Annotated in this window: 23 protein-coding genes; 14 read left to right on the top strand and 9 right to left on the bottom strand. The window is 61.0% G+C overall.

Annotation, left to right across the window (positions count from 1 at the left end):
* Nucleotides 1-191: 191 nt before the first annotated feature.
* The 4 genes from JMV15_RS16805 to JMV15_RS16790 all read left to right on the top strand — a co-directional run bounded on the left by JMV15_RS16805 (nucleotide 192) and on the right by JMV15_RS16790 (nucleotide 3725).
* Nucleotides 192-989, top strand: coding sequence for a hydroxymethylpyrimidine/phosphomethylpyrimidine kinase (locus JMV15_RS16805; protein ID WP_019818058.1), 798 nt, complete (start codon nucleotides 192-194; stop codon nucleotides 987-989).
* Nucleotides 990-1019: 30 nt separating this feature from the next.
* Entirely contained in the window at nucleotides 1020-1649 is a 630-nt protein-coding gene (gene thiE / locus JMV15_RS16800; protein ID WP_014720063.1) for a thiamine phosphate synthase, read from the top strand.
* Between the two features lie 11 nt (nucleotides 1650-1660).
* The gene (gene hemL, locus JMV15_RS16795) at nucleotides 1661-2944 is read left to right on the top strand and encodes a glutamate-1-semialdehyde 2,1-aminomutase (protein ID WP_019818059.1); all 1284 of its coding nucleotides are present in this window, start codon (nucleotides 1661-1663) and stop codon (nucleotides 2942-2944) included.
* Between the two features lie 226 nt (nucleotides 2945-3170).
* Nucleotides 3171-3725 (top strand): tetratricopeptide repeat protein, encoded by a 555-nt coding sequence (locus JMV15_RS16790; RefSeq protein ID WP_014720065.1) that lies wholly within the window; start codon nucleotides 3171-3173, stop codon nucleotides 3723-3725.
* Here JMV15_RS16790 and JMV15_RS16785 read toward each other — a convergent pair whose 3' ends face one another.
* From JMV15_RS16785 to JMV15_RS16760, 6 genes are all read right to left on the bottom strand, one after another.
* Nucleotides 3726-4838, bottom strand: a complete 1113-nt coding sequence (locus tag JMV15_RS16785) for a succinylglutamate desuccinylase/aspartoacylase family protein (RefSeq protein ID WP_019818060.1) — start codon at nucleotides 4836-4838, stop codon at nucleotides 3726-3728.
* Between the two features lie 8 nt (nucleotides 4839-4846).
* Nucleotides 4847-5557 (bottom strand): ABC transporter permease, encoded by a 711-nt coding sequence (locus JMV15_RS16780; protein ID WP_038451623.1) that lies wholly within the window; start codon nucleotides 5555-5557, stop codon nucleotides 4847-4849.
* Nucleotides 5554-6270, bottom strand: a complete 717-nt coding sequence (locus tag JMV15_RS16775; RefSeq protein WP_014720068.1) for an ABC transporter permease — start codon at nucleotides 6268-6270, stop codon at nucleotides 5554-5556. Before JMV15_RS16775 ends, JMV15_RS16780 begins: the two co-directional genes overlap by 4 nt.
* Before the next feature lie 30 nt (nucleotides 6271-6300).
* Entirely contained in the window at nucleotides 6301-7059 is a 759-nt protein-coding gene (locus JMV15_RS16770) for a transporter substrate-binding domain-containing protein (protein ID WP_019818062.1), read from the bottom strand.
* A 38-nt stretch (nucleotides 7060-7097) separates the two neighbouring features.
* The gene (locus JMV15_RS16765; protein ID WP_032904149.1) at nucleotides 7098-9152 is read right to left on the bottom strand and encodes an oxidoreductase; all 2055 of its coding nucleotides are present in this window, start codon (nucleotides 9150-9152) and stop codon (nucleotides 7098-7100) included.
* A gap of 223 nt (nucleotides 9153-9375) precedes the next feature.
* A complete protein-coding gene (locus JMV15_RS16760; RefSeq protein ID WP_003215457.1) occupies nucleotides 9376-9702 on the bottom strand; it encodes a DUF1820 family protein in 327 nt (108 codons plus the stop codon).
* Nucleotides 9703-9832: 130 nt separating this feature from the next.
* Here JMV15_RS16760 and miaB point away from each other — a divergent pair, with 130 nt between their 5' ends.
* From miaB to lnt, 5 genes are all read left to right on the top strand, one after another.
* Nucleotides 9833-11161, top strand: coding sequence for a tRNA (N6-isopentenyl adenosine(37)-C2)-methylthiotransferase MiaB (miaB, locus tag JMV15_RS16755; protein WP_014720071.1), 1329 nt, complete (start codon nucleotides 9833-9835; stop codon nucleotides 11159-11161).
* Between the two features lie 230 nt (nucleotides 11162-11391).
* Complete coding sequence (locus JMV15_RS16750) at nucleotides 11392-12396, top strand: PhoH family protein (protein WP_019818064.1); 1005 nt, start codon at nucleotides 11392-11394, stop codon at nucleotides 12394-12396.
* Nucleotides 12389-12847 carry an rRNA maturation RNase YbeY gene (gene ybeY / locus JMV15_RS16745; protein ID WP_019818065.1) on the top strand — a complete coding sequence of 153 codons (459 nt, stop codon included), beginning with the start codon at nucleotides 12389-12391 and terminating at the stop codon, nucleotides 12845-12847. The genes JMV15_RS16750 and ybeY overlap by 8 nt, the downstream gene beginning before the upstream one ends.
* 42 nt (nucleotides 12848-12889) lie before the next feature.
* Nucleotides 12890-13729: an HlyC/CorC family transporter gene (locus tag JMV15_RS16740; protein ID WP_003194444.1), complete on the top strand. Its 840-nt coding sequence runs from the start codon at nucleotides 12890-12892 to the stop codon at nucleotides 13727-13729.
* A gap of 8 nt (nucleotides 13730-13737) precedes the next feature.
* Nucleotides 13738-15261 (top strand): apolipoprotein N-acyltransferase, encoded by a 1524-nt coding sequence (gene lnt, locus JMV15_RS16735; RefSeq protein WP_014720074.1) that lies wholly within the window; start codon nucleotides 13738-13740, stop codon nucleotides 15259-15261.
* Between the two features lie 636 nt (nucleotides 15262-15897).
* Here the strand turns inward: lnt and JMV15_RS16730 are convergent.
* A complete protein-coding gene (locus JMV15_RS16730; RefSeq protein ID WP_020301950.1) occupies nucleotides 15898-16659 on the bottom strand; it encodes a YdcF family protein in 762 nt (253 codons plus the stop codon).
* Between the two features lie 97 nt (nucleotides 16660-16756).
* A complete protein-coding gene (locus JMV15_RS16725) occupies nucleotides 16757-17062 on the bottom strand; it encodes a hypothetical protein (protein WP_020301951.1) in 306 nt (101 codons plus the stop codon).
* A 261-nt stretch (nucleotides 17063-17323) separates the two neighbouring features.
* Here JMV15_RS16725 and leuS point away from each other — a divergent pair, with 261 nt between their 5' ends.
* The 5 genes from leuS to JMV15_RS16700 all read left to right on the top strand — a co-directional run bounded on the left by leuS (nucleotide 17324) and on the right by JMV15_RS16700 (nucleotide 23426).
* On the top strand, nucleotides 17324-19930 hold the full coding sequence (leuS, locus tag JMV15_RS16720; protein ID WP_201491810.1) for a leucine--tRNA ligase: 2607 nt from the start codon (nucleotides 17324-17326) through the stop codon (nucleotides 19928-19930).
* Nucleotides 19931-20018: 88 nt separating this feature from the next.
* Entirely contained in the window at nucleotides 20019-20624 is a 606-nt protein-coding gene (locus tag JMV15_RS16715; protein WP_014720078.1) for an LPS-assembly lipoprotein LptE, read from the top strand.
* Between the two features lie 39 nt (nucleotides 20625-20663).
* Nucleotides 20664-21701 carry a DNA polymerase III subunit delta gene (gene holA, locus JMV15_RS16710; RefSeq protein WP_003194456.1) on the top strand — a complete coding sequence of 346 codons (1038 nt, stop codon included), beginning with the start codon at nucleotides 20664-20666 and terminating at the stop codon, nucleotides 21699-21701.
* Between the two features lie 173 nt (nucleotides 21702-21874).
* On the top strand, nucleotides 21875-22039 hold the full coding sequence (gene arfA, locus JMV15_RS16705; RefSeq protein WP_003176285.1) for an alternative ribosome rescue factor ArfA: 165 nt from the start codon (nucleotides 21875-21877) through the stop codon (nucleotides 22037-22039).
* A gap of 61 nt (nucleotides 22040-22100) precedes the next feature.
* On the top strand, nucleotides 22101-23426 hold the full coding sequence (locus JMV15_RS16700) for a lytic murein transglycosylase (RefSeq protein WP_014720079.1): 1326 nt from the start codon (nucleotides 22101-22103) through the stop codon (nucleotides 23424-23426).
* A 115-nt stretch (nucleotides 23427-23541) separates the two neighbouring features.
* Here JMV15_RS16700 and JMV15_RS16695 read toward each other — a convergent pair whose 3' ends face one another.
* Nucleotides 23542-24462 carry a S66 peptidase family protein gene (locus JMV15_RS16695; protein ID WP_038451629.1) on the bottom strand — a complete coding sequence of 307 codons (921 nt, stop codon included), beginning with the start codon at nucleotides 24460-24462 and terminating at the stop codon, nucleotides 23542-23544.
* Nucleotides 24463-24499 lie beyond the last annotated feature (37 nt).

Here is a 24499-nt window from a genome sequence, read left to right as displayed (position 1 = left end):
TTTGGATGCACTTTAGCATAGCCAGTAAAAGCCATTAGCCACCGTGGGAACTTTTTTTAGGACAGCTCTAGGGCAATGCTTTCAGCTCATCTCAGTGCAGCGCTCAGCCACGGCAAATCGCGCCGCAGCGGCAAACTCCTGCCATCGCCAGGCAGCCACGCAAAAAGCGTTTGGTGGTAAGCTCGCGCACCATGAATATCTACAGCTCTCGCCCCGTTGTCCTCTGTCTCTCCGGCCACGACCCCAGTGGTGGCGCCGGCCTGCAGGCAGATATCGAAGCCCTGCTCGCCCAGGGTTGCCACGCGGCCCCGGCCGTCACCGCGTTGACCGTGCAAAATACTGTCAATGTCAGTGATTTCCGCGTGCTTGACCGTGAGTGGGTACTGGCCCAGGCCAATGCCGTGCTCGGTGACTCTGAAGTTGCGGCAGTCAAGCTGGGCATGCTCGGCTCCACCGCGATGGTCGACACCGTGGTCGAACTGCTGCAGGCGCACCCGCATTTGCCGGTGGTCTGCGACCCGGTGCTGCGCGCCGGCGGCGGCGGTAGCCTGGGCAAGGACGAGGTCGGTTATGCAATGCGCGAGCGGCTGCTGCCCTTGTCATTGATCGCCACCCCCAACCTGCCCGAAGCGCGCATCCTCGCGGAACTGCCCGACGGCAGCGCCGACGACTGCGCCGAGAAGCTGTTGCCGTACATCAAGCACCTGCTGATCACCGGCGGCCATGGCGACGAGCACGAAGTGCACAACCGCCTGTACAGCCGCGACGGCACGCGCCAGACCTTTACCTGCCAGCGTTTGCCCGGCAGTTATCACGGCTCGGGTTGCACCTTGGCCAGTGCGCTGGCCGGGCGCATTGCCCAAGGCGAAGGTTTGGCCAGCGCCGTGCAAACGGCTCTCAACTACACGTGGCGTACCCTGCGTGATGCCGAACAACTCGGCCAGGGCCAGTTCGTGCCGCGTCGATTGCCGCTGGATTTCTGCTCGTAACTTATCGCTCGTCAGCAAGGGGTTTGCCCGATGAAACTACGCGGCCTTTACGCCATTACCGACAGCCAACTGTTGGCCGGCAAATTCCTCGCCTACGTCGAGGCGGCGCTGGACGGTGGCGTCACCCTGTTGCAGTACCGCGACAAAAGCAGCGACGAGGCACGGCGCCTGCGTGAAGCCGAAAAGCTCTATGAACTGTGCTCGCGCTACAAGACTCAATTGATCATCAACGACGATGCCGAACTGGCCGCGCGACTGGGCGTCGGCGTACATCTGGGCCAGACCGACGGCCCGCTGACCTCGGCCCGGGCACTGCTCGGCGCCAAGGCGATCATCGGCGCCACCTGCCACAGCCAGATCGAACTGGCCGAACAGGCCGCCAAAGAAGGCGCCAGCTACGTCGCCTTCGGCCGCTTCTTCAATTCCACGACCAAACCCGGCGCACCCGCCGCCACCGTTGACATGCTGGCCCAGGCCCGCAAGCGCCTGCACCTGCCGATCTGCGTAATTGGCGGCGTCACCCTGGAAAACGCCGAGCCGCTGGTGGCCCACGGGGCTGACCTGCTCGCCGTGGTCCATGGCCTGTTCGGTGCCGACAGCACCCAGGAAGTCACCCGCCGCGCCCGTGCATTCAACGACCTTCTTAAATCTTCAGTTTAGAGAGCCCGATCATGTCCCGTTCCGAAACCCTGTTTGCCAACGCCCAGAAACACATCCCCGGCGGTGTGAACTCCCCCGTGCGTGCGTTCAAGAGCGTGGGCGGCACGCCGTTGTTCTTCAAGCATGCCGAAGGCGCCTACGTCACCGATGAAGACGACAAGCGCTATGTCGACTACGTCGGCTCCTGGGGCCCGATGATCCTCGGCCACAGCCATCCGGATGTGCTGGAGGCGGTGCGCCAGCAACTGCAACACGGCTTGTCCTACGGCGCCCCGACCGCGATGGAAACCGAGATGGCCGACCTGGTCTGCTCGATCGTGCCGTCGATGGAAATGGTGCGCATGGTCAGCTCCGGCACCGAAGCCACCATGAGCGCGATCCGCCTGGCCCGTGGTTTCACCGGCCGCGACAACATCATCAAGTTCGAAGGCTGCTACCACGGCCACTCCGACAGCCTGCTGGTGAAAGCCGGCTCCGGCGCGCTGACCCAGGGCGTCCCCAATTCCGCTGGCGTACCTGCGGCATTCGCCAAGCACACCCTGACCTTGCCGTTCAACGACATCGCAGCCGTCGAGCAGATGCTCAGCGAAGTCGGCCAGGACGTTGCCTGCATCATCGTCGAGCCGGTTGCCGGCAACATGAACTGCGTTCCACCGGCCCCGGGTTTTCTTGAGGGCTTGCGCGAGCAGTGCGACAAGCATGGCGTGGTGCTGATTTTTGACGAAGTGATGACCGGTTTCCGGGTCGCCCTCGGTGGCGCCCAGGCTTACTACGGCGTTACGCCAGACCTGAGCACCTTCGGCAAGATCATCGGCGGCGGCATGCCGGTAGGCTGCTTCGGCGGCAAGCGCGAGATCATGCAACACATCGCCCCGCTCGGCCCGGTATACCAGGCAGGCACCTTGTCGGGTAACCCACTGGCCATGGCCGCCGGCCTGACCACCCTGCGCCTGATCAGCCGCCCGGGCTTCCACGCCGAGCTGACCGACTACACCACGCGCCTGCTCGACGGCCTGCAACAACGCGCCGACGCCGCCGGCATCCCGTTTGTGACCACCCAGGCCGGTGGCATGTTCGGCCTGTACTTCAGCGGCGCCGACGATATCGTCACCTTCGATGACGTGATGGGGAGCGATGCCGAGCTGTTCAAGCGCTTCTTCCACCTGATGCTCGAAGGCGGCGTGTACCTGGCACCGAGCGCCTTTGAAGCCGGCTTCACCTCGATTGCCCATGGCGAAGCCGAACTGAAATTGACCCTGGATGCTGCCGAGCGCGCCTTCGCGGCCCTGAAATAAGTGACGGCAACCTCTGACGTTGCCCCTGGCAGCGTCAGATTTGCTACTTTGCTTACAGAGAATTCCTGGTTTTTTCGAGAATTGCACTGCAATCCGGCAGATAACTTGCCCAAGCAGCAGAAAAACGAGTAAAGACTTTGTAAGCAGAGGCCTGCTTATTTCATAATGCGCGCTTATTGGACTCCCTCGAGGGTCCGCGCGCCCCGTCAGAGGTAAGTCGATTCCCATGAAACGCACCGGCCGCACCCTGGTTCTGGGCTGCCTGTTGCTCCTTCAACCGCTACTGGCACATGCCCAGGCCGGCGGCAACTCGTTGTTAATTCCAGCGATGGGTCGTTGCACCCTCAATACCCAGCCAGAGAGCCAGGCCGAAGCCCTGAGCGCGTGCCAGAAACAGGCCGAGGACGGGGATGCGCAGGCGCAATACGAGTTGGGCGAGTACTACCACGACAGCAAGAACCCGGCCGTTGACCTCAACAAAGCGTTGAGCTACTTCGAGAAAGCCTCGTTGCAGGGCCACGCCCAGGCGCAATACCAGTTGGGCAACATGTTCTTCAAAGGCGAAGGCGTGCCGGCCAACAACATTCAGGCGTACATCGTGCTGAAAATGGCCGCGGTCAATGGCGCCGAAGACGCGCTGGACACCGCCGACGAAGTCGCCGAGCACATGCAGCGCGATGAACTGGAAGTGGCGACCCAGGTGCTGGGGCAGATTTTCCGCAACTACCTGCAGGAGTTGCAGAGCGCCGATGGGCGTTCGCCTTTCTCTCCCCTGCCTTGATCACGGCGATAACAGGTAGCCCTGTCGATACGCCGTGGCCCCTGCGACGTGGGCAATCGCCATACCGGCGCTTGCCATTCGGCGTATTGATCGTACATACAAAAGCCCTGCACGCTCACACGCTACCTCGGTCACACGGTCTGTAATCGGATCGATGACGTGCGCCACGATTTGTCCTGCTTCCAGGTAATCCCCCACCTGCGCGCAAAACACAATCAAGCCTCCCACCGCACTCACCACCGGCTCGACCCCCGCCAAGGGTGTTGGCGGACTCAATAACGCCGGTAGTGGAGGCGCTTGCCCCTCAACGCCTCCCTGCAAAGTCAGATAGTTGATCAACGCCTGACAATCCTGTCGCGCCAGCCCGTGGCTCACATCAGCCACGCCGCGCAACTCCACGGTCACGGCAAAACCCGGCGCCGCAAAGACCCCAGGGAAACGCGCCTGCATCCGTGCCCAGAACAAGGTGTAGCAATCGTCGAACGAATGCCCGCCCGCGTCCGGGCTCATAAAGCAGGCCCGGGCGCCCAGGTACCGCGCCAGCGGTTCCACCTGGGGCCAGGCGTCCGGTGCCAGGTACAGGTGCTGCACCGCCTCGAAATCACAATGCAGGTCCAGCACTCTGTCGGCGTCACAGGCCAGCGTTTGCAGGGCCAGGCGCAGGGAATGCAGCTGGGTCGCCGGCACCTGGCTGACAAGGGTTTGCCGCAAGGTCGCGCGGATCAGGTGCAGGTTATGCGCAGGATCATCAGTCAGAACATCCTGGACCTGATCCCCGACCTGCTGGCTGACGTCGACGAAGAAGCGATTGAAGTTCTCTCGACTGTCGTTATCGAAGCGTCCCTGCGGCACGTCCATCAGCACCTGCTCCAACCCCAGCGGATTGGCCACCGGCACCAGCACCACCTGCCAACGCAGCGCACCTTTGGCCTCCAGATCTGCCAGCCGTTGTTTGAGATGCCACAACACCAACATCCCCGGCAGCTCATCGGCGTGCAGGGACGCCTGGATGTAAACCTTGCTCGGCGCATCGGCTGGGCCGTAATGAAAACTATGAATATGCCGCGTGGTACCTGGCACAGCCGTCAACAGTTCATGTCTGCAAGTCTGCATATCGCCTCCTATCGATTCGAATCAAGAAAGCTCAGCCAGCGTCGTTCTGCCAGACGGAACAGGCAGATCAACGCGAACGTAATGCACAAGTAGAGCGCCGCGGCCAGGCCAAAGGATTGGAAGGTGAGGAAGGTTGCAGCGTTGGCATCCCGTGCGACTTTCAGGATATCCGGCACCGTTGCCGTGAACGCCAGGGTGGTGGAATGCAACATGAAGATCACTTCATTGCTGTAGTAGGGCAACGACCGGCGCAGGGCCGAGGGCATGATCAAGTGCACGTACAGCTTCCAACCGTCGAAACCCAACGACCGTGCAGCCTCGATTTCACCGCGCGGCATCGCCCGGATCGCGCCCGCGAGTATTTCCGTGGTGTAGGCCGCGGTATTGAGGGCAAACGCCAGAAGGGTGCAATTGAGCGCTTCGCGAAAAAAAGCATCCAGCAACGGTTGCTCGCGAACGGCGCCAATGCTGTAGATGCCGGTGTAGAAGATCAGCAACTGGATATACAGCGGTGTGCCGCGAAACACGTAGGTAAAGCTTTGCACCGGCCAACGCAGCCAGCGTCGGCTGGACGTCCTGGCAATGGACAGTGGCAACGCCAACAGCAGGCCCAGGCACGAAGAGACGCTAGTCAGCCACAAGGTCATGGCCAGGCCGGTGATTTGTTGGCCGTCAGAATAGATAAACGGCCGCCAATACTCCTGGATAAGCTCGATCATGATGATGATTCCTGCACACCGTCACCATACCGACGCTCCAGCCAGCGCAACGCCGCGTTTGAAACACTGCTGAGCAACAGGTAAACCAGCGCCGCCAGCAGCAGAAAAGCCAGTAATTGCTGACTGCTCTTGCCCGCCATCTGCGCCACTTTCACCAAGTCTGCCAAGCCGATGATCGACACCAACGCCGTGGCCTTGAGCAAGACCATCCAGTTATTGCCCAGCCCCGGCAGGGCAAACCGCATCATTTGCGGGAATATCACATGCACAAAACTCTGCCTGAAGGTCAGGCCAAGGGCTTTGGCAGCCTGGAACTGGCCCCGGGGCACAGCCAGCAACGCGCCGCGAAAGGTTTCGGTGAAATAGGCGCCGTAGATAAACCCCAGAGTGATCACGCCGGCGCTGAAAGGGTCGACATCGATGTAGGCCCAGCCCAATTCGCTGGTCAGACGACTCAGGCCTGTCTGCAACCCGTAGAAAATCAACAGCATCAACAACAGGTCCGGAACCCCGCGAATCAAGGTGGTATACACCTGCGCGCACAGGCGCCATGCCCTGACCCTGGACAGCTTGGCGCCTGCCCCCAGCAGGCCCAGGATCAGCCCCAGCAGCAATGACAACAGTGCCAGTTGCAGGGTGACCCAGACCCCGTGCAGTAACATCGGCAAAAAACCGCCCAGGGACGCGGCGAATTGAGTGAAGGCAGGTAGCATGATTGTGTCCTCGCTGGCCGTTGAGGGCGGTTATTGGCCGCTGAACATGTTCACTCCGGGGAAGTACTGCTCTTGCAGGCGAGCGTAGGTGCCATCGGCGTGCAGGGCAGCCAGCCCCTTATCCAACAGCGCTTTCAACGTGTGGTTGCCCTTGGCGATGCCAATGCCGCTTTTGGACGGCATCAACTCGCTGTCAATCAACGGGCCCAGCACGAACCCGACGCCTTGGGGTGAACGTAAAAATCCGCTCTGTGCTTGCTGAGCATCCTGCAGCGATGCCTGCAAACGCCCTGTCAGCAGGTCCGCGTACACTTGCTCCTGATCGGCATAAGCCACCACCTTCATACCCTGCCCGGCGAGCACTTGCCGGGCATACACTTCTTGAGTACTGCCCTGCAAATAGCCGACGGCCATGCCTGTGGAAAGCTCAGTGCCAGGGCGCATCACCATGGCGGTGGGACTGGAAAACACCTCCGAGGAAAAGTCGATGACCTTTTGCCGAGCGGCAGTGATGGTCATTGAAGCAAGGATGGCGTCGATCTTGCCGGCGTTGAGGCTGGGAATCATGCCGTCAAAGTCACTCTCGACCCATTGGCAGCGAACATTCAAATGTGCACAAATTGCATTGCCAATATCTATTTCAAAACCGGTCAAAGTGCCCGTACTGTCTTTATAAGCAAAGGGCGCATAGTTGGGATCGGCAGCGAAACGGATCACTTTATAATCGCTGGCAAACAACGATGAATTAATAAGGAGTGTGGTGAATAACATCAGGAGTATTTTTTTCATTATTGTATTCCTCGTTATTGATTGAACAGTCGGACTGACTACACCTCGATAAATGGAATTTCCCGCCGCACTATCAGCGAGCCTTCGGGCGCATCGAACTCACGTGCGATGCGATGACCTGAATACACCGCCGCCGCAATGGTGCCCGGCGCCACACAGTCGCCGATCAGCGTCAGCGTTCGGATGCCTGCCGCCTGTAACTGTTCGGGTGAGTTGTTCAAGGCCTGATACAGCGCCTGCTCAGGCTCCCGGGAAGTGACCAGCAGCAAGGCTGCAGCTGGGATCAACCGCGTACGTTCGGTGTAGATGCAACCCGCTACCACACCCTCTGGCTTAACGCTGACCAGCGTATGGGACGGTATGATCGTGACATTCAACTGCATCAGACGACGCTGAATGCGGTGCTGCTCGAGAGTGTTATGGGTCCAGGCCGCCACGTCCGCCGCAGGGGTGACGAATATCACCTCCACACCCCGCGCCACCAGGTGTTCGGCCAGCACGCTGCCCATGTAATAGTGATCGTCATCGAACAGCAGCACCGGCGAAGTGGGCAACACCCCCGCCATCAGGTCATCAGGCGTCAGCACGGGCAGGCTCTCCAGGCCCGTTAAGGGGGAGCGCAAGGCGCGTCCCAAGCCATCCCGCCGCCAATGGGAACCCGTAGCGATGAACACATGCTCGGCGGCGAAATCCAGCACATCCTGGGCCTGCAAGGGGCTTTCCCGATAGATCTCGACTGACGGCATGCGGCTCAACGCATCCAGTCGATAGTCAATCACCCGTGCCCAACTCGCCAGCCCCGGCAGCCGGGCTTCCAACGCTACACGCCCGCCTAGGGTGCGCAGGCTGTCGACCAGGGCCACTTCCATCCCTCGCGCACCTAGGATCCGTGCACACTCAAGCCCGGATGGCCCGGCGCCGACCACCAGCGCCCGGCCGGGTTGCTGCGTACGGTTGACCGACTCGGGGTGCCAGCCACGCCGCCACTCCTCGCCCATGGTCGGGTTCTGTGTACAGCGCAGGGGCGTGCTGGTGTGGTCGCCACTGACACATACATTGCAGCCGATGCATTCGCGAATTTCCTCGGCGCGCCCCTCTTCAATCTTCTTGGGCAAGAACGGATCGGCAATCGAAGGGCGGGCCGCCCCGATCAGGTCCAGTACGCCACGGCGAACCAAAGACACCATGGTGTCCGGCGAAGTGAAGCGGCCGACGCCCACCACGGGCTTGCTGGTCAGCGCCTTGAGCCCCAGCAGGAAGGCCTCCTGGTAACCCTCCCCGGCAAAGCGCGCCGTCACGCTGTCATTGGACCAATCGGCGACATTGACGTCCCACAAGTCCGGCAGGTCCGCCAGCATCGAGAAGATTTCGGCACCTTCGCCCTCGCGGCTGAGGCCGTCGGCCATTTGCTCATCCACCGCCAGGCGGACCGCTACGGCACACCGATCACCGACTGCGTCGCGAGTGTCTTCAATCAACTCGCGCAACAGGCGCACACGGTTTTTCAGCGTACCGCCGTATTCGTCGGTACGCCGGTTATTGCGTGGCGTGAGGAAATGGAACGGCACGCTCAGGTCGTGGCCGGCGTACACATAGATGATGTCGAAACCCGCCTCCCGGGCGCGCAATGCGGCGGCTCGATGCAGGGCGCGCAATTGCCGGATATCGGCATGGCTCATGGCCCGAGCCTGCACCGGGTCGTAACTGCGCACCGGGGTATTGGAAGGCGCCCAGGGAATTTCGCGACTGTAGCGGTTGGGCGCCGAGTAACCATTGAATGCCAGCTCTACCCCGGCCAACGCCCCGTGACGGTGTACCCCCTCACACATGCGCGCCAGTGCAGGAATATCGCGTTCATCCCAAAGACGCGCTTCTATATAAGGTGAAAACTCGCTCAGCGGGCTGATTTCGCATTCTTCCGTGCACACCACGCCCCAGCCGCCCTCGGCTTTCACTGCGCGCATGCGCGCCATCGCCGAGGGGTGCACGTGGCCCATGCCATTACAGTGCGGAACTTGATAAAAGCGATTGCGGGTACGCACCGGGCCTATTTGCACCGGTTCAAACAGAATGTCATAGCGAGGATCGCGCACAGGGCTACTCCCGAACAGGTCAGTTCGTTAATGACGGCGTGATGGAACTTGGCGCTAATGAGTGGCGTGATTAAACGCAGTCGAACGGGGGAAACTTCGAGGTTTTCTTATTATTGGTAGATTCATGATGCCCTCTCTGAATAAACAAAATTTGCTATCTTTCAAACAAAATGTCTATCCATTGAGAGGCAGTTTCGGAAACGCCCTACAAATTAATTGCAGATCACTTCTCAGGCATCGGCATCGGAAACGGCATCACATTGCTCATGCCCCGAGCTTCACTGATCTTCGGCGTCCCCAAGCGCTCGACTTCATCGATGCGCACAATCGAATGCATGGGCACAAAGCTGCGCACTACCCCTTCGAACTGGGCCTTGAGCTTTTCTTCGCCCGGATCGACCACCAACTGGGTGCGCTCGCCAAAGACGAACTCTTCCACCTCCAGGAAGCCCCACAGATCACTTTGATAGATCTGCTTGGCGTACATTTCGAACACCTGGCCCTGGTTGAGGAAAATCACCTTATAGATTGGAGCTTCACGTTTGGTCATGGTGGGCGAACAACACATGGGGATATAAAAGAGGGCGCGAACTATAGCATGGCACCCGATGCACAGCGCTAGGAACCAATGGGCATGCCCCCTATAATGCGCGGTTCTTTACCACCAGTTGACGATTCCCATGGCCAAGAAGCTTTACATCGAAACCCACGGTTGCCAGATGAACGAGTACGACAGCTCGCGCATGGTCGACTTGCTGGGCGAACACCAGGCCCTGGAAGTCACTGCCCGCGCCGAAGATGCCGACGTGATCCTGCTCAATACCTGCTCGATCCGCGAGCGGGCCCAGGACCGTGTGTATTCGCAGCTGGGCCGCTGGCGCGAATTGAAACTGGCCAACCCGGACATGGTGATCGCCGTCGGCGGGTGCGTGGCCAGCCAGGAAGGCGCTGCGATCCGCGACCGCGCGCCCTATGTCGATGTGGTGTTCGGCCCGCAAACCCTGCACCGCTTGCCCGAGATGATCGACGCCGCACGCATCACCAAGCTGCCGCAGGTTGACGTGTCGTTCCCCGAAATCGAAAAATTCGATCATCTGCCCGAACCGCGCATCGATGGGCCGAGCGCCTATGTGTCGGTGATGGAAGGCTGCAGCAAGTACTGCACCTTCTGCGTGGTGCCTTACACCCGCGGCGAAGAAGTCAGCCGGCCGTTTGACGATGTGCTATCGGAAATCATCCACCTGGCTGAAAACGGCGTGCGCGAAGTGACCCTGCTGGGCCAGAACGTCAACGGCTACCGTGGCCAGACCGATGATGGCCGCCTGGCCGACCTGGCGGAATTGATCCGCGTGGTCGCCGCTGTCGATGGCATCGAGCGTATCCGCTACACCACCTCCCACCCGCTGGAGTTCTCCGACAGCCTGATCCAGGCCCACGCCGAAGTGCCAGAGCTGGTCAAACACCTGCACTTGCCGGTGCAATCGGGTTCGGACCGCATTCTGTCGGCGATGAAGCGCAACCACACCGCGCTGGAATACAAATCCAAATTGCGCAAACTGCGCGCTGCCGTGCCGGGCATCTGCATCAGTTCGGACTTTATCGTCGGCTTCCCGGGCGAAACCGAGAAAGATTTCCAGCAGACCATGAAGCTGATCGAGGACGTCGGTTTTGACTTCTCCTACTCGTTCGTCTACAGCCAGCGCCCGGGCACCCCGGCTGCCGACCTGCTGGATGAAACCCCGGAAGCGTTGAAAAAAGAGCGCTTGAACGCGCTGCAACATCGCCTCAATCAGCAGGGCTTTGAAATCAGCCGACAAATGGTCGGTTCGATCCAGCGCATTCTGGTCACCGATTATTCGAAGAAAGACCCGGGTGAATTGCAGGGGCGTACCGAGAACAACCGAATCGTCAACTTCCGCTGCGACAATCCCACGCTGATCGGCCAGTTTGCCGATGTGCACATTGATGCGGCGCAGCCACACTCGTTGCGTGGCTCGTTGATCAACTGATCTCGCTGACCGGATGAAGATCAAAATGTGGGAGCTGGCTTGCCTGCGATAGCGATGTATCAGTGCCCTATGTGCCAACTGACCCACCGCTATCGCAGGCAAGCCAGCTCCCACAGGGGTTCTTCAGGGTTATCGAGAGTGGAGCCAAGCTATTTAAGTGCTTTCGCACACCGGCGCCTGGCGTTATTCTCTCTCTCACCTCATCAGCCAAAGGGCGGCTAAAAGCAACCTTGAACGCACCCATAGCAGAACCCCATCGCTTTATCCTCGAGCCGTTTGAGGCTCGCCGTTTCGCCAACCTGTGCGGACAGTTCGACGAGCACCTGCGCCTGATCGAACAACGCCTGAGCATCGAGATCCGCAACCGCGGCAATCAGTTCGAGCTCATTGGTGAACCTCAACACACCACGTCTGCAGAAAACCTGTTGCGCCGCCTCTACCGCGAAACCAAGGGTAGCGAGCTGTCGCCGGAGACCGTGCACCTGTACCTGCAGGAATCGGCTGTGGAAGACCTGGCCAATAACCCGGTGGCCGAAGCCAGCGTGGCCTTGCGTACCAAAAAAGGCATGATTCGCCCCCGCGGCTTGAATCAGCAGAAGTACGTCAAGGAAATCCTCGGCAACGACATCAACTTCGGCATCGGCCCGGCCGGTACCGGCAAGACCTACCTGGCGGTGGCCTGCGCTGTCGATGCCCTGGAGCGCGAGCAAGTGCGGCGCATCCTGCTGGTGCGCCCAGCGGTCGAGGCCGGCGAAAAGCTCGGTTTCCTGCCCGGCGACCTGGCCCAGAAGATCGACCCGTACCTGCGCCCACTCTACGACGCGCTGTACGAGATGCTCGGCTTTGAATACGTGGCCAAGCTGATCGAGCGCCAGGTGATCGAGATCGCACCACTGGCCTACATGCGTGGCCGCACGCTCAACAACAGCTTCATCATCCTCGACGAAAGCCAGAACACCACCGTTGAGCAGATGAAAATGTTCCTCACCCGTATCGGTTTCGGCTCCACTGCCGTGATCACGGGCGACATCACCCAGGTCGACCTGCCCAAGGGCACCAAGTCGGGCCTGGGCCAGGTGATCGAGGTGCTCAAGGACGTGCCGGGTATCAGCTTCACGCACTTCATGCCCAAGGACGTGGTACGCCACCCGCTGGTGCAGCGCATTGTCGAGGCCTATGAGCGTTTCGAACACCGCGACGACGCGCCCGCCAAGGACGCTCGCCACGATGCTTGAGCTAGACCTGCAGCTGGCCACCGACGCGCCCGCCCCCAGCGAAGCCCAGTTCCGCCAATGGTGTGAACTGGCCTTGCGCCAGCGCACCGCCGACTCGGAACTGACCATTCGTCTGGTGGACGAGGCCGAAGGCCGTGAGCTGAACCACACCTGGCGCCAGAAAGACTACGCGACCAACGTGCTGTCCTTCCCCGCCGACGTGCCCGACGAATTGCTAGATATCCCGCTGCTGGGCGACCTGGTGATCTGCGTCGCGGTGGTCGAACGCGAAGCGGCCGAACAAGGCAAGGAACTTGAGGCCCATTGGGCCCATCTAGTCATCCACGGCTGCTTGCATCTCTTGGGTTACGACCATATAGACGATGACGAAGCCGAGGAAATGGAAGCGCTGGAACGAACGTTGCTTGCAGAGCTGGGTCACCGCGACCCGTACGCAGACGACGAAAACTGATCAACACTCAACTGTCATATCAAAGGATTTAGAGTAATCGCTATGAGCGAAGACCGATCGAGCAACGGGCAGAAGTCATGGCTGGGTAAACTGACCCAGGCTTTTGCCCACGAGCCGAAAAACCGCCAGGAGCTCTTGGAGCTGCTGCGCGATGCACACCAGAACAAATTGCTGGACAGCGAAGCGCTGGCCATCGTCGAGGGCGCCATCCAGGTGGCTGACCTGCAAGTACGCGACATCATGGTCCCGCGCTCGCAGATGATCAGCATCAAGGCGACCCAGACCCCACGGGAATTCCTCCCGGCCGTGATCGACTCGGCGCATTCGCGCTACCCGGTGATCGGTGAAAGCCATGACGACGTCATGGGCGTCCTGCTGGCCAAGGACTTGCTGCCGTTGATCCTCAAGGAGAACGGCGACAGCTTCAACATCAAGGACCTGCTGCGCCCGGCCACCTTCGTGCCCGAGTCCAAGCGCCTGAATGTGCTGCTGCGCGAGTTTCGCGCCAACCACAATCACATGGCCATTGTGATTGACGAATACGGCGGCGTGGCCGGCCTGGTCACCATCGAAGACGTGCTGGAGCAGATCGTCGGCGACATCGAAGACGAGCACGACGTCGAAGAAGACAGCTACATCAAGCCGCTGCCCAGCGGTGATTTCCTGATCAAGGCGCTGACGCCCATCGAGAACTTCAACGAGTTTTTCGACAGCGAGTTCTCGGACGATGAGTTCGACACCGTCGGCGGCCTGGTGATGAGTGCGTTCGGGCATTTGCCCAAGCGTAATGAAACCACCGAGATCGGTGCGTATCGCTTCCGCATCCTCAATGCCGATAGCCGTCGTATCCATCTGATCCGTTTGACACCTATCGCCCGCTAAGGACTGACATGCGCCGTATGATCGCACCCGGCTGGCCCGGTAACTTGCTGGCCGTGGTGGCCGGCGCCATCACAACCCTGGCGCTGGCGCCGTTCGATATCTGGCCGTTGGCGCTGGTAGCGGTCGGCCTGTTCTATATCGGCCTGCGGGAGCTGACACCCCGCCAAGCCCTGGCCCGTGGCTGGTGTTTCGGCTTCGGCCTGTTTGGCGCCGGCACCAGTTGGATCTACTACAGCATCCACCACTTCGGCGGCGCTTCGGTGCTGCTGGCGGGGTTCCTGATGCTGCTGTTCACCGCCGCCATCGCCTGGTTCTTTGCCCTGCCCGCCTGGTTATGGGCACGCTGGTTGCGCCGTAACGAAGCACCACTGGCGGATGCATTGACGTTCGCCGCGTTGTGGGTCGGCCAGGAAGCCTTTCGTGGCTGGTTCCTTACCGGTTTCCCGTGGTTGTACTCCGGTTACAGTCAACTCGATGGGCCTTTGACCGGCCTCGCGCCATTGGGTGGGATGTGGCTGATTTCCTTCGCCCTCGCACTCACCGCCGCATTGCTGTGCAACCTGCCGCGTCTGCTGGCCAGCAAGCGCAATGCCTTCATCGGCGCGGGCCTGTTATTGCTGGTTGCACCTTGGGCCATTGGCCTGGCGCTCAAGCATCACGCCTGGACGTCGCCGTCTGGCGCGCCGCTGAGCGTGGCCGCGATTCAGGGCAACGTCGAGCAAAGCATGAAGTGGGACCCCGACCAGCTCAATGCACAGTTGGCGCTGTACCGCGACATGAGCCTGAGCTCCAAGCGCGTCGACCTGCTGGTCTGGCCGGAAACCGCCGTGCCGGTGCTCAAGGAGTCCGTCGAGGGCTACCTGGGCATGATGGGCAAGTTTGCCGCCGACCGGGACAGTGCGTTGATCACCGGGGTACCGATTCGCCAGGAAGTGCACCACCAGAAGCGCTACTTCAACGGCATCACCGTGGTGGGTGAAGGTGACGGCACCTACCTCAAGCAGAAACTGGTGCCGTTTGGCGAGTACGTGCCGTTGCAGGACATGTTGCGCGGGCTGATCGCCTTTTTCGACCTGCCCATGTCCGACTTCGCCCGCGGCCCTTCTGACCAGGCCATGCTACAGGCCAAGGGTTATCAGATTGCGCCGTTCATTTGCTATGAAGTGGTGTACCCCGAATTCGCCGCCGGCCTGTCGGCCCAGAGCGACCTGCTGCTGACCATCAGCAACGACACCTGGTTTGGCCGCTCCATCGGCCCGCTGCAGCACCTGCAAATGGCGCAGATGCGTGCCCTGGAAGCTGGCCGCTGGATGATCCGCGCCACCAACAACGGCGTGACCGGGCTGATCAATCCGTTTGGGCAGATCACCGCGCAGATCCCGCAGTTCGAACGTGGCATTCTCTATGGAGAGGTGGTGCCGATGCATAACCTCACGCCGTACCTGCAATGGCGTTCGTGGCCGTTGATCATTGTGTGCCTGGCATTGTTTGGCTGGGCTCTGCTGGCTGCACGAATGTCCAAAACGCTCTGACCTGTGGGAGCTGGCTTGCCTGCGATGGCGATAGGTATCTGCACAACTGTACAGTTCGCCGCAGCCGCCGGTAACCACGATGCGAAGCGAGCCGCTCTTGATCTGCTTTTGATCTTAGGCGCCCCGTTAAACCACGCTGGCCGGAATTCGACAGGGATTTGGGGGGTAAACCGGCAGGGATGCCGGTTTAGCCGCCCCGCGCCATGGATGGCGCGTGGCGGCGGCCCCCCAAATCACTGGCGGATTACGGGCACACCGAGCCTGGGCGAGGTGCCGAGTGGTGGGGCAAGAGCGTTTTGCTTACTTTTGCGCTTTTCAAAAGTGAGCCGCTGTCAGAGCGGAACCCTAGGCGGCCGTTACCGCAGGAATGGATATGTACACGGTCCAACTGTGTTGACTGTCAGGCCGTCTTCGCAGGCAAGCCAGCTCCCACATTAGGACAGCGGCGCGTCAGTTAGAACAGCGCTGGCTGTCAGGCCGTCACGGGAGCAAGCTCCCTCGCCACAGGGTCAGTGTCGTATTGAAGTTGTGTAGATACCTATGCTGCGATGGCGGTGTATCAGTGCCCTGAGTGCTCACTGACCCACCGCCATCGCAGGCAAGCCAGCTCCCACATTTTGATCTCCTGTGTTGCGCCTACCGGTAAAACAACCGATACCCCACCTGCCCCACCGCTTCATTGATCAACTGCCCGCTTTGCCACACCGCCTTGACCTCCGGCATCCAGCCGCCCAGCGGTCGGCCATGGTCCACACCCAAAAAGCCCACCGGCCCCGGCACCACGGTGAAGCCGGCCTTTTCAAAACTCCACACCGAACGCGGCATGTGCCAGGCCTGGGTCACCACTACCACACGCTTGATGCCTTGAGGCAAGAGTATCTCGGCGCTCATCTGGGCGTTTTCCCAGGTAGTGCGGCTTCGCTCTTCTTTCCAGCGTACGGTGACACCGAAGTCATCCTGCATCGACACGGCCATCAGCTCGGCCTCACTGGGCGGCGTGCCGTAGTGCAAGCCACCGCTGGTCAGCACTGGCAAACCGGATGCTTTGGCCAGCCGCGCGGCAAAACGCTCACGCTCCAGGCCAATACCGGTGGGCTGGTCGCTGCCCCAGGCAATGTCACCGCGCTCGCGCCCCGAGCCCAGCACCACAATCGCGTCGGCACGCTGGGCCAAGGTGGCCCAGTCTTCCCGGGCCAAAGGTGGTTCTGTCTCCAGGACACGGGCGCCCCACTGCACCATCACTGGCAGGCTGATCAACCACATCCCGCCCAGCCCGAGGGCAAAGCACAAGCCCGCCAGGCGTGGACGGCTGCGGCGAAACCACCAGGCACACGCCAGCAACAGCAGAAAAATACCGGGCGGCAACAACAGTTGTTTAATGAAATAACGAAAAGGCATCGGGCATCTCCAAAGATGCCCGCAGCCTAGATGCATCGGGGTTTTGCAACAATCCTTACCGACAACATTTTGATAACGCTAACGGATAACGCGTGGCTCACTTGCACCGCACGGACCGGAAGTTCTCTGGCCCGCGGCCGGTCGCCAGGTCTTTGAGCCAGATGACCTTGGCCGAATGAGCGGGCGGGGAAGCCTGCCCATGGGAGGCGCGGTCGTGATTCAACGCCAGGTAGTTCTTGATCAATTCAAGTTCCGCCTGGCTCAAGCCTCGCAACTCCAGCTCCAGAGGCCGCTCATCACGCAATCGGCCTGCGGTTCTTGCGGCATCCAATGCCCGACCCAAACGGTCGATCAATCCTTCATACAACTGCGGTTTCGTTAAAGTTCGCTGCGATTCAACCATCCCCTCACCTCATTGAAGAAATACTTGCTCCCCACTAAACAGCGTAGCCCCCGTGGCTGCGCCTGCCCGGTGCCGCGACAGACGGCCCTTGCCGCGCAATCAGGGTTTCCCTCGATAGAGTGGGGTCATGTATGCTACGGCGCTTCCTGTAACTCCACTTCCCGCAGGGTTTGGGCACGGACGCGCCGCTTCTTGGTGTCGAACAACCCGGACAGTGCACCGAAGAGGATTAGGCCACCCCTATCCAGTTCAAAAGTAGCCATGCACGAACAATATCAGCCCCGTGAAATAGAAAATGCCGCCCAAACCTTCTGGGACGAGCAAAAGTCCTTTGAAGTCAGTGAACAGCCAGGCAAGGAGACTTACTACTGCCTATCGATGTTCCCTTACCCCAGCGGCAAGCTACACATGGGGCACGTGCGCAACTACACCATCGGCGACGTGATTTCGCGCTACCAGCGCATGCTCGGCAAGAACGTGTTGCAACCTATGGGTTGGGACGCCTTCGGCATGCCGGCAGAAAACGCCGCGATGAAAAACAACGTGGCGCCCGCCAAGTGGACCTACGAAAACATCGCCTACATGAAGACCCAGCTGCGCAGCCTGGGCCTGGCGGTGGACTGGTCCCGCGAGGTCACCACCTGCAAGCCGGATTACTACCGTTGGGAACAATGGCTGTTCACGCGCCTGTTCGAAAAAGGTGTGATCTACAAAAAAAGCGGCACCGTGAACTGGGACCCGATCGACCAGACCGTACTGGCCAACGAACAGGTTATCGACGGTCGCGGCTGGCGTTCCGGCGCGCTGATCGAAAAGCGCGAAATCCCGATGTACTACTTCAAGATCACCGCCTACGCGGATGAACTGTTGTCGAGCCTCGACGATCTGCCGGGCTGGCCTGAACAGGTCAAGACCATGCAGCGCAACTGGATCGGCAAATCCAAGGGCATGGAAGTGCAGTTCCCATACAACGTCGACTCCATCGGCGAAGCGGGCGCACTCAAGGTCTTCACCACCCGCCCAGACACCCTGATGGGCGCGACCTACGTCGCCGTGGCCGCCGAACACCCGCTGGCCACCCAGGCCGCACAGAACAACCCTGAGCAGCAGGCGTTCATCGCTGAATGCAAAGGCGGCAGCGTGGCCGAAGCCGACGTCGCCACCCAGGAGAAAAAAGGCCTGCCAACCGGCCTGTTCGTCGAGCACCCGCTGACCGGCGAGAAACTGCCGGTTTGGGTCGCCAACTACGTATTGATGCACTACGGCGATGGCGCCGTCATGGCCGTGCCGGCCCACGACGAGCGCGATTTCGAATTCGCTACCAAGTACAGCCTGCCGATCAAGTCGGTCGTGCGCACCAGCTCGGGCGACACCAACCCCGCTCCGTGGCAAGACGCCTACGGCGAGCACGGCACGCTGATCAACTCCGGCGAATTCGACGGCATGGACTTCCAGGGCGCCTTCGATGCCATGGAAGTTGCCCTGATCCAGAAAAACCTCGGTGCCTCGCGCACCCAGTTCCGCCTGCGCGACTGGGGCATCAGCCGCCAGCGCTACTGGGGCTGCCCGATCCCGATCATCCACTGCCAAACCTGCGGCGACGTGCCGGTACCGGAAGACCAACTGCCGGTCGTGTTGCCAGAAGACGTGGTGCCGGATGGCGCTGGCTCGCCGTTGGCACGCATGCCTGAGTTCTACGAGTGCAGCTGCCCTAAGTGCGGCGCACCGGCCAAGCGTGAAACCGACACCATGGACACCTTCGTCGAGTCCTCGTGGTACTACGCTCGTTATGCCTCGCCGCACTATGAAGGCGGCCTGGTGGAGAAATCCGCAGCCGACCATTGGTTGCCGGTGGATCAGTACATCGGTGGCATCGAACACGCCATCCTCCACCTGCTGTATGCGCGCTTCTTCCACAAGCTGATGCGTGACGAAGGTCTGGTGAGCTCCGATGAGCCGTTCAAGAACCTGCTGACCCAGGGCATGGTGATCGCCGACACTTACTATCGTCGCGAAGCCAATGGCGCCTACACCTGGTTCAACCCGGCGGATGTCGAGCTTGAGCGTGACAGCAAGGCCAAGGTCATCAGCGCCAAATTGAAGGCCGACGGCCTGCCGGTGGAAATCGGTGGCACCGAGAAGATGGCCAAGTCCAAGAACAACGGCGTCGACCCACAGTCGATGATCGATCAGTTCGGCGCCGACACCTGCCGCCTGTTCATGATGTTTGCCTCGCCGCCTGACATGAGCGCCGAATGGTCCGACTCTGGCGTTGAAGGTTCGCACCGTTTCCTCAAGCGCGTCTGGCGCCTGGCCCACGCCCATGTCAGCCAGGGCCTGCCGGGCAAGCTGGACATCGGCGCCTTGAACGACGAGCAGAAAGCCGTGCGCCGCAGCATCCACCTGGCTATCCGCCAGGCCAGCCAGGACGTCGGGCAGAACCACAAGTTCAACACCGCCATCGCCCAGGTGATGACGCTGATGAACGTGCTGGAAAAAGCCTCGCAGGCGACCGAACAAGATCGTGCGCTGATCCAGGAAGGCCTGGAAACAGTTACCCTGTTGCTCGCGCCGATCACGCCGCACATCAGCCATGAACTGTGGAGCCGTCTGGGCCACAGCGGTGCCGTCATCGATGCCGCCTGGCCGGTGCAGGATGACAGCGCCCTGGTACAGGACACGCTGCAACTGGTCATCCAGGTTAACGGTAAACTGCGTGGCCAGATCGACATGCCGGCCAGCGCCAGCCGTGAAGAGGTTGAAGCAGCTGCACGTATCAATGAGAACGTGCTGCGCTTTACCGAAGGCCTGACCATCCGCAAGGTGATCGTGGTGCCTGGCAAACTGGTCAATATCGTCGCCAGCTAAATCGGATCAGGCGCGGGGCTTGGGCCCCACGCCGAACTAAACCTTTAGGGCCCGAGAAGGCCCACCTGGTTTCAAGGGGAGCAACAAAATGATCAAACGCAATCTGCTGGTTATGGGCCTTGCCGTGCTGTTGAGCGCTTGCGGCTTCCAGCTGCGCGGTACCGGCACCAATGAGCTGTCGCTCAAGGAACTCGACGTCAGCGCCCGCAACGCCTACGGCGAAACCGTCACCCAGCTGCGCCAGACCCTGGAAAACAGCGGTGTGCACGTGTACAACGGCGCCACCTACAAACTGATCCTGACGGATGAGCGAGAAACCCAGCGCAATATCAGCTACGCGAGTGCTGGCCGTGCGTCCGACGTCGAGTTGAACACGGCGCTGATGTTCGAAATACAAGGCCGTGATCAGTTGCCGTTGATGGGTGACAAGATCCAGGTGCAGAAAGTGGTGAGCCACGATGGCAACAACCTGGTGGGTTCGGACTCCGAGACCATCCAGGTGCGCAAGGAAATGCGTCGTGAGCTGATCCAGCGCATGATGACTCGCCTGCAAATGCTCACTCCGGAAAAACTGGCTGAGCTGCAGCAAGTGGCCGACAACAAGGCCAAGGCTGATGCCGACGCCCTGAAAGCCGCGCAGGAATATGAAGACAACACGCCGAAACAGTCGCCTGTTGAAGTCCCTGTCGAGTAAGCCAGACGGGGCGCCCCTGGCGCCCCGTTCGCCCTGCCTATGAAACTTGCCCCCGCCCAACTCGCCAAACACCTGCAAGGTGGCCTTGCGCCTGTGTACATCGTCAGCGGCGACGACCCGCTACTGTGCCAGGAAGCGGCCGACGCTATCCGCACCGCCGCACGCCAGCAAGGTTTCGATGAACGCCAGGTGTTCAGTGCTGACGCCAGTTTCGACTGGGGCACGCTGCTGCAAGCTGGCGCGAGCATGTCGCTGTTTGCCGAAAAACGCCTGCTGGAACTGCGCCTGCCCTCGGGCAAGCCGGGCGATAAAGGCGCGGCGGCCCTGATGGAATACTGCTCGCGCCCCGCCGAAGACACCGTGCTGCTGGTCAGCCTGCCCAAGCTTGACGGCAGCGCGCAGAAAACCAAGTGGGGCAAGGCCCTGGTTGAAGGTCCACAGACTCAGTTCATCCAGATCTGGCCGGTGGACAGCAACCAGTTGCCGCAGTGGATTCGTCAGCGCCTGTCGCAATCAGGGCTGGCGGCGACACAGGATGCCGTGGAACTGATCGCCGCTCGGGTCGAGGGCAACCTGCTTGCCGCCGCCCAGGAGATCGAAAAGCTCAAGTTGATGGCTGAAGACGGGCAGATCACCGTCGAAACCGTGCAAGGCGCAGTGGCCGATAGCGCACGCTTTGATGTGTTCGGCCTGGTGGACGCCATCCTCAACGGCGAACCCGCCCACGCCCTGCGCATGCTCGAAGGCCTGCGTGGCGAAGGAGTGGAACCACCGGTGATTCTGTGGGCACTGGCCCGTGAGCTGCGGGTGTTGGCGAACATTGCCCTGCAATACAGCCAAGGCACACCGCTGGACAAATGCTTCAGCCAGGCCAGGCCGCCGGTGTGGGACAAGCGCAAACCCCTGATGAGCAAAGCCCTGCAACGGCACTCGGCGCAACGCTGGGCGCAACTGTTACTGGAAGCGCAGCGCATCGACGCACAGATCAAAGGCCAGGCGGCCGGCTCGCCGTGGATGAGCCTGAGCCGCTTGTCGCTGTTGATGGCTGGCCAGCGCCTGGCGTTGCCTGCCGAATAACCACCTCTGTACAACGGCACAAAACCCTGTGGGAGCTGGCTTGCCTGCTCCCACATTGACTCTGCCCACTGCCTATTTGCGACATTTCCCACCTATCGACGGGCTTTACAGCCGGCCCACTTCGGCAGATGATTTGCACCGCTGCATTCCACCCTCAAGCGAGAGAATCCACCATGAGCAAAAAGCCATCCAAGCATGGCCCCAACAAGGCCAAATCCATCATCGCCCAGCCCTTGTTCCGCAGCCGCCAGGAACGCGCCGGCAAAGGCAAAGGCAGCTACCGCCGCGAAGCCTTCCAGTCTAATAGCTGGGAGGCTTCTTACTTTCTGGCTGCCTGAAGGCAAGCGCCCCTCTGGCATGATAAGGTCTGTACCTGATTTGTAACCCCTGGACCTGTGCATGCCCTCTCGTCTTTCTCGTCATTGGCACCTGCGCCAATTGATCGCTGCCTCCAGCCTCATTCTGCTTGTCGCCTGCGCCGAAAAACCTACCGCTGCGGACGCTCAACCCCTGCCCAAGCTCCAGACGGCCCCGGCTATCGCGCCTGCCGTGGTGGCCCCGTTGGCGGTGGACAATCTCGATATCCAGCCGACCCAGACCTTTGCCGAATGGCAAGCTGGCTTCCGTGCGCAAGCGCTGCAGGCCGGGATCACTGCGGCCGTGTTCGATAACGCTTTTGCCGGCGTCACACCTGATATGGCGGTGATTCGCGCCGACCGCAGCCAACCGGAATTTTCCCGCCCAGTGTGGGAATACCTCGACGGAGCACTGTCGCCGGTGCGCGTGCGCAATGGCCAGGCACTGCTGGTCAAGTACGCCGATATTCTGCAAAGCATCGAGCAACGCTATGGCGTCGACCGCCAGGCGCTGGTCTCGGTGTGGGGCATGGAGAGCAACTTCGGCGCTTTCCAGGGCAATAACTCGGTGATCCGCTCCTTGGCCACCCTCGCCTATGAAGGACGTCGTCCGGCCTTTGCGCAAGCGCAGTTGCTGGCCGCGCTGCAGATCATCCAGCATGGCGATATTCAGGCCGACCAGATGAAAGGTTCCTGGGCCGGGGCGATGGGCCAGACCCAGTTCATCCCGACCACCTACAACACCCATGCCGTGGACTTCGACGGTGACGGTCGCCGCGATATCTGGAACAGCCCGTCCGACGCCCTCGCCTCCACCGCGCATTACCTGCAAAGCTCCGGTTGGCAGAAAGGCCAGCCGTGGGGCGTTGAAGTACAGCCGCTGCCGTCGGGCTTCGACTACAGCCTGGCCGATGGCGGCATGCGCAAGACCGTGGCGCAATGGCTGCAACTGGGCATCCAACTGCCGCCTGGCGTGAGCCTGCCGGCCAATGTCGACCAGCTGTCCGCCGCCCTGCTGCTGCCGGCCGGCTACCGTGGCCCGGCGTTCCTGGTGCTGGATAACTTCCGCGCGATCCTCAAGTACAACAATTCGTCGTCCTATGCACTGGCGGTTGGCTTGCTGTCGGAGCGGTTTGGCGGTGGCGGTGTGATTCGGGGCAGTTGGCCAAAAGATGAGCTGCCACTGAGCCGTTCGCAACGCATAGACCTGCAGACGGCGCTCAGCGCCAAAGGCTATGACGCGGGTAATGCCGACGGGATTATTGGCGCCAACACGCGCAAGGCGATTCGGGCTGCGCAGCAGGCACTGGGCTGGCCGGCGGATGGGTATCCGACGGTGAAGTTGCTGGAGTCGCTGCAGAACCGCTGAAGTGATCGCTCCCACGCTCTGCGTGGGAGCGCTGCCTTGGACGCTCCGCGTCCGCGGCTGAAGAGGGTGACGCAGAGCGTCACTGGAGGCATTCCCACGCAGAGCGTGGGAACGATCAGGCCTTGAACACTACATCCTGCTCCAACACCACACGCTGCTCCCCCGCATCCAGGCGCACCAAGGCGCCCATCGGCAATGTCAGGTTCGGGTCGCAATGCCCACTGCGCCAGCCTGCCAGCACTGGAATGCACAGCGGCTCAAAGGACTGCTTCAGCAGACGTGCCAACGCCCCGCTATCCACACCAGCCACATCCCCTACCAGCACACCGGCGACCTGGGCCAGCTTGCCAGCCAGGCGCAGGTGGGTCAGCAGACGGTCAATGCGATAGAGCGGTTCGTTGACGTCTTCGATAAACAGGATGATGCCGTCAGCGTCTATTTCGTAAGGCGTGCCCATGACCGCGGCGATCATCGACAAGTTACCCCCCAGCAAGCGCCCACAGGCCACACCTGGCTCGATTGTGGTCAACGGGTAGGGCATCGGGTGCGGCAGCACACTGCCGGCGCCCCGCTGGCCACGCAGCAGGCTGAACAAGGAGGATTCGGTGGGTGGCTGTTTGCCGCCGAGCAGGTCGGCGTTGAGCATCGGGCCATGGAACGTCACAAAGCCCGCATAGCGGTTGATGGCCAGGTGCAAGGCGGTGATATCGCTGTAGCCCACGAACGGCTTGGGGTGGGCGCGCAGCAGGTCGAAGTCCAGCGCATCGAGCAAACGGGGCGTGCCATAGCCGCCACGCAGGCAGAGGATGGCATCGATGTCGGGGTTGGCGAAGGCGGCATGCAAATCGCGCAGGCGCACTTCATCGCTACCGGCCAGGTAGCCGTCGCGCTCGTGCACACCAGGGAAAATGTGCAGGTCGTAGCCACGGGCACGCATCCATTGCCGGGCTTTTTCAACATCCAGCGCGGCGGGGCCGGCGGGGGCGATCAGGCCGAGGGTGCCTTCGGGGCGCAGTGCAGGTACGGCGGCGGTCATCCATGGTTCTCCCTATATGACGCAGAACGAAATGTGG

This window comes from Pseudomonas paracarnis (assembly GCF_904063055.1).
Classification (GTDB): domain Bacteria; phylum Pseudomonadota; class Gammaproteobacteria; order Pseudomonadales; family Pseudomonadaceae; genus Aquipseudomonas; species Aquipseudomonas paracarnis.
This window is presented reverse-complemented; position numbering and strand designations above follow the sequence as displayed.

Coding starts and splice junctions, on each gene's coding strand:
- JMV15_RS16760 (WP_003215457.1), bottom strand. CDS start 9,702: ATGACCAAACGTGAAGCTCCAATCTATAAGGTGATTTTCCTCAACCAG.
- JMV15_RS16780 (WP_038451623.1), bottom strand. CDS start 5,557: ATGATCGAGCTTATCCAGGAGTATTGGCGGCCGTTTATCTATTCTGAC.
- ybeY (WP_019818065.1), top strand. CDS start 12,389: ATGCTTGAGCTAGACCTGCAGCTGGCCACCGACGCGCCCGCCCCCAGC.
- thiE (WP_014720063.1), top strand. CDS start 1,020: ATGAAACTACGCGGCCTTTACGCCATTACCGACAGCCAACTGTTGGCC.
- miaB (WP_014720071.1), top strand. CDS start 9,833: ATGGCCAAGAAGCTTTACATCGAAACCCACGGTTGCCAGATGAACGAG.
- hemL (WP_019818059.1), top strand. CDS start 1,661: ATGTCCCGTTCCGAAACCCTGTTTGCCAACGCCCAGAAACACATCCCC.
- JMV15_RS16695 (WP_038451629.1), bottom strand. CDS start 24,462: ATGACCGCCGCCGTACCTGCACTGCGCCCCGAAGGCACCCTCGGCCTG.
- JMV15_RS16740 (WP_003194444.1), top strand. CDS start 12,890: ATGAGCGAAGACCGATCGAGCAACGGGCAGAAGTCATGGCTGGGTAAA.
- leuS (WP_201491810.1), top strand. CDS start 17,324: ATGCACGAACAATATCAGCCCCGTGAAATAGAAAATGCCGCCCAAACC.
- JMV15_RS16785 (WP_019818060.1), bottom strand. CDS start 4,838: ATGCAGACTTGCAGACATGAACTGTTGACGGCTGTGCCAGGTACCACG.
- JMV15_RS16700 (WP_014720079.1), top strand. CDS start 22,101: ATGCCCTCTCGTCTTTCTCGTCATTGGCACCTGCGCCAATTGATCGCT.
- JMV15_RS16805 (WP_019818058.1), top strand. CDS start 192: ATGAATATCTACAGCTCTCGCCCCGTTGTCCTCTGTCTCTCCGGCCAC.
- JMV15_RS16725 (WP_020301951.1), bottom strand. CDS start 17,062: ATGGTTGAATCGCAGCGAACTTTAACGAAACCGCAGTTGTATGAAGGA.
- JMV15_RS16775 (WP_014720068.1), bottom strand. CDS start 6,270: ATGCTACCTGCCTTCACTCAATTCGCCGCGTCCCTGGGCGGTTTTTTG.
- arfA (WP_003176285.1), top strand. CDS start 21,875: ATGAGCAAAAAGCCATCCAAGCATGGCCCCAACAAGGCCAAATCCATC.
- lnt (WP_014720074.1), top strand. CDS start 13,738: ATGCGCCGTATGATCGCACCCGGCTGGCCCGGTAACTTGCTGGCCGTG.
- JMV15_RS16770 (WP_019818062.1), bottom strand. CDS start 7,059: ATGAAAAAAATACTCCTGATGTTATTCACCACACTCCTTATTAATTCA.
- JMV15_RS16715 (WP_014720078.1), top strand. CDS start 20,019: ATGATCAAACGCAATCTGCTGGTTATGGGCCTTGCCGTGCTGTTGAGC.
- holA (WP_003194456.1), top strand. CDS start 20,664: ATGAAACTTGCCCCCGCCCAACTCGCCAAACACCTGCAAGGTGGCCTT.
- JMV15_RS16730 (WP_020301950.1), bottom strand. CDS start 16,659: ATGCCTTTTCGTTATTTCATTAAACAACTGTTGTTGCCGCCCGGTATT.
- JMV15_RS16790 (WP_014720065.1), top strand. CDS start 3,171: ATGAAACGCACCGGCCGCACCCTGGTTCTGGGCTGCCTGTTGCTCCTT.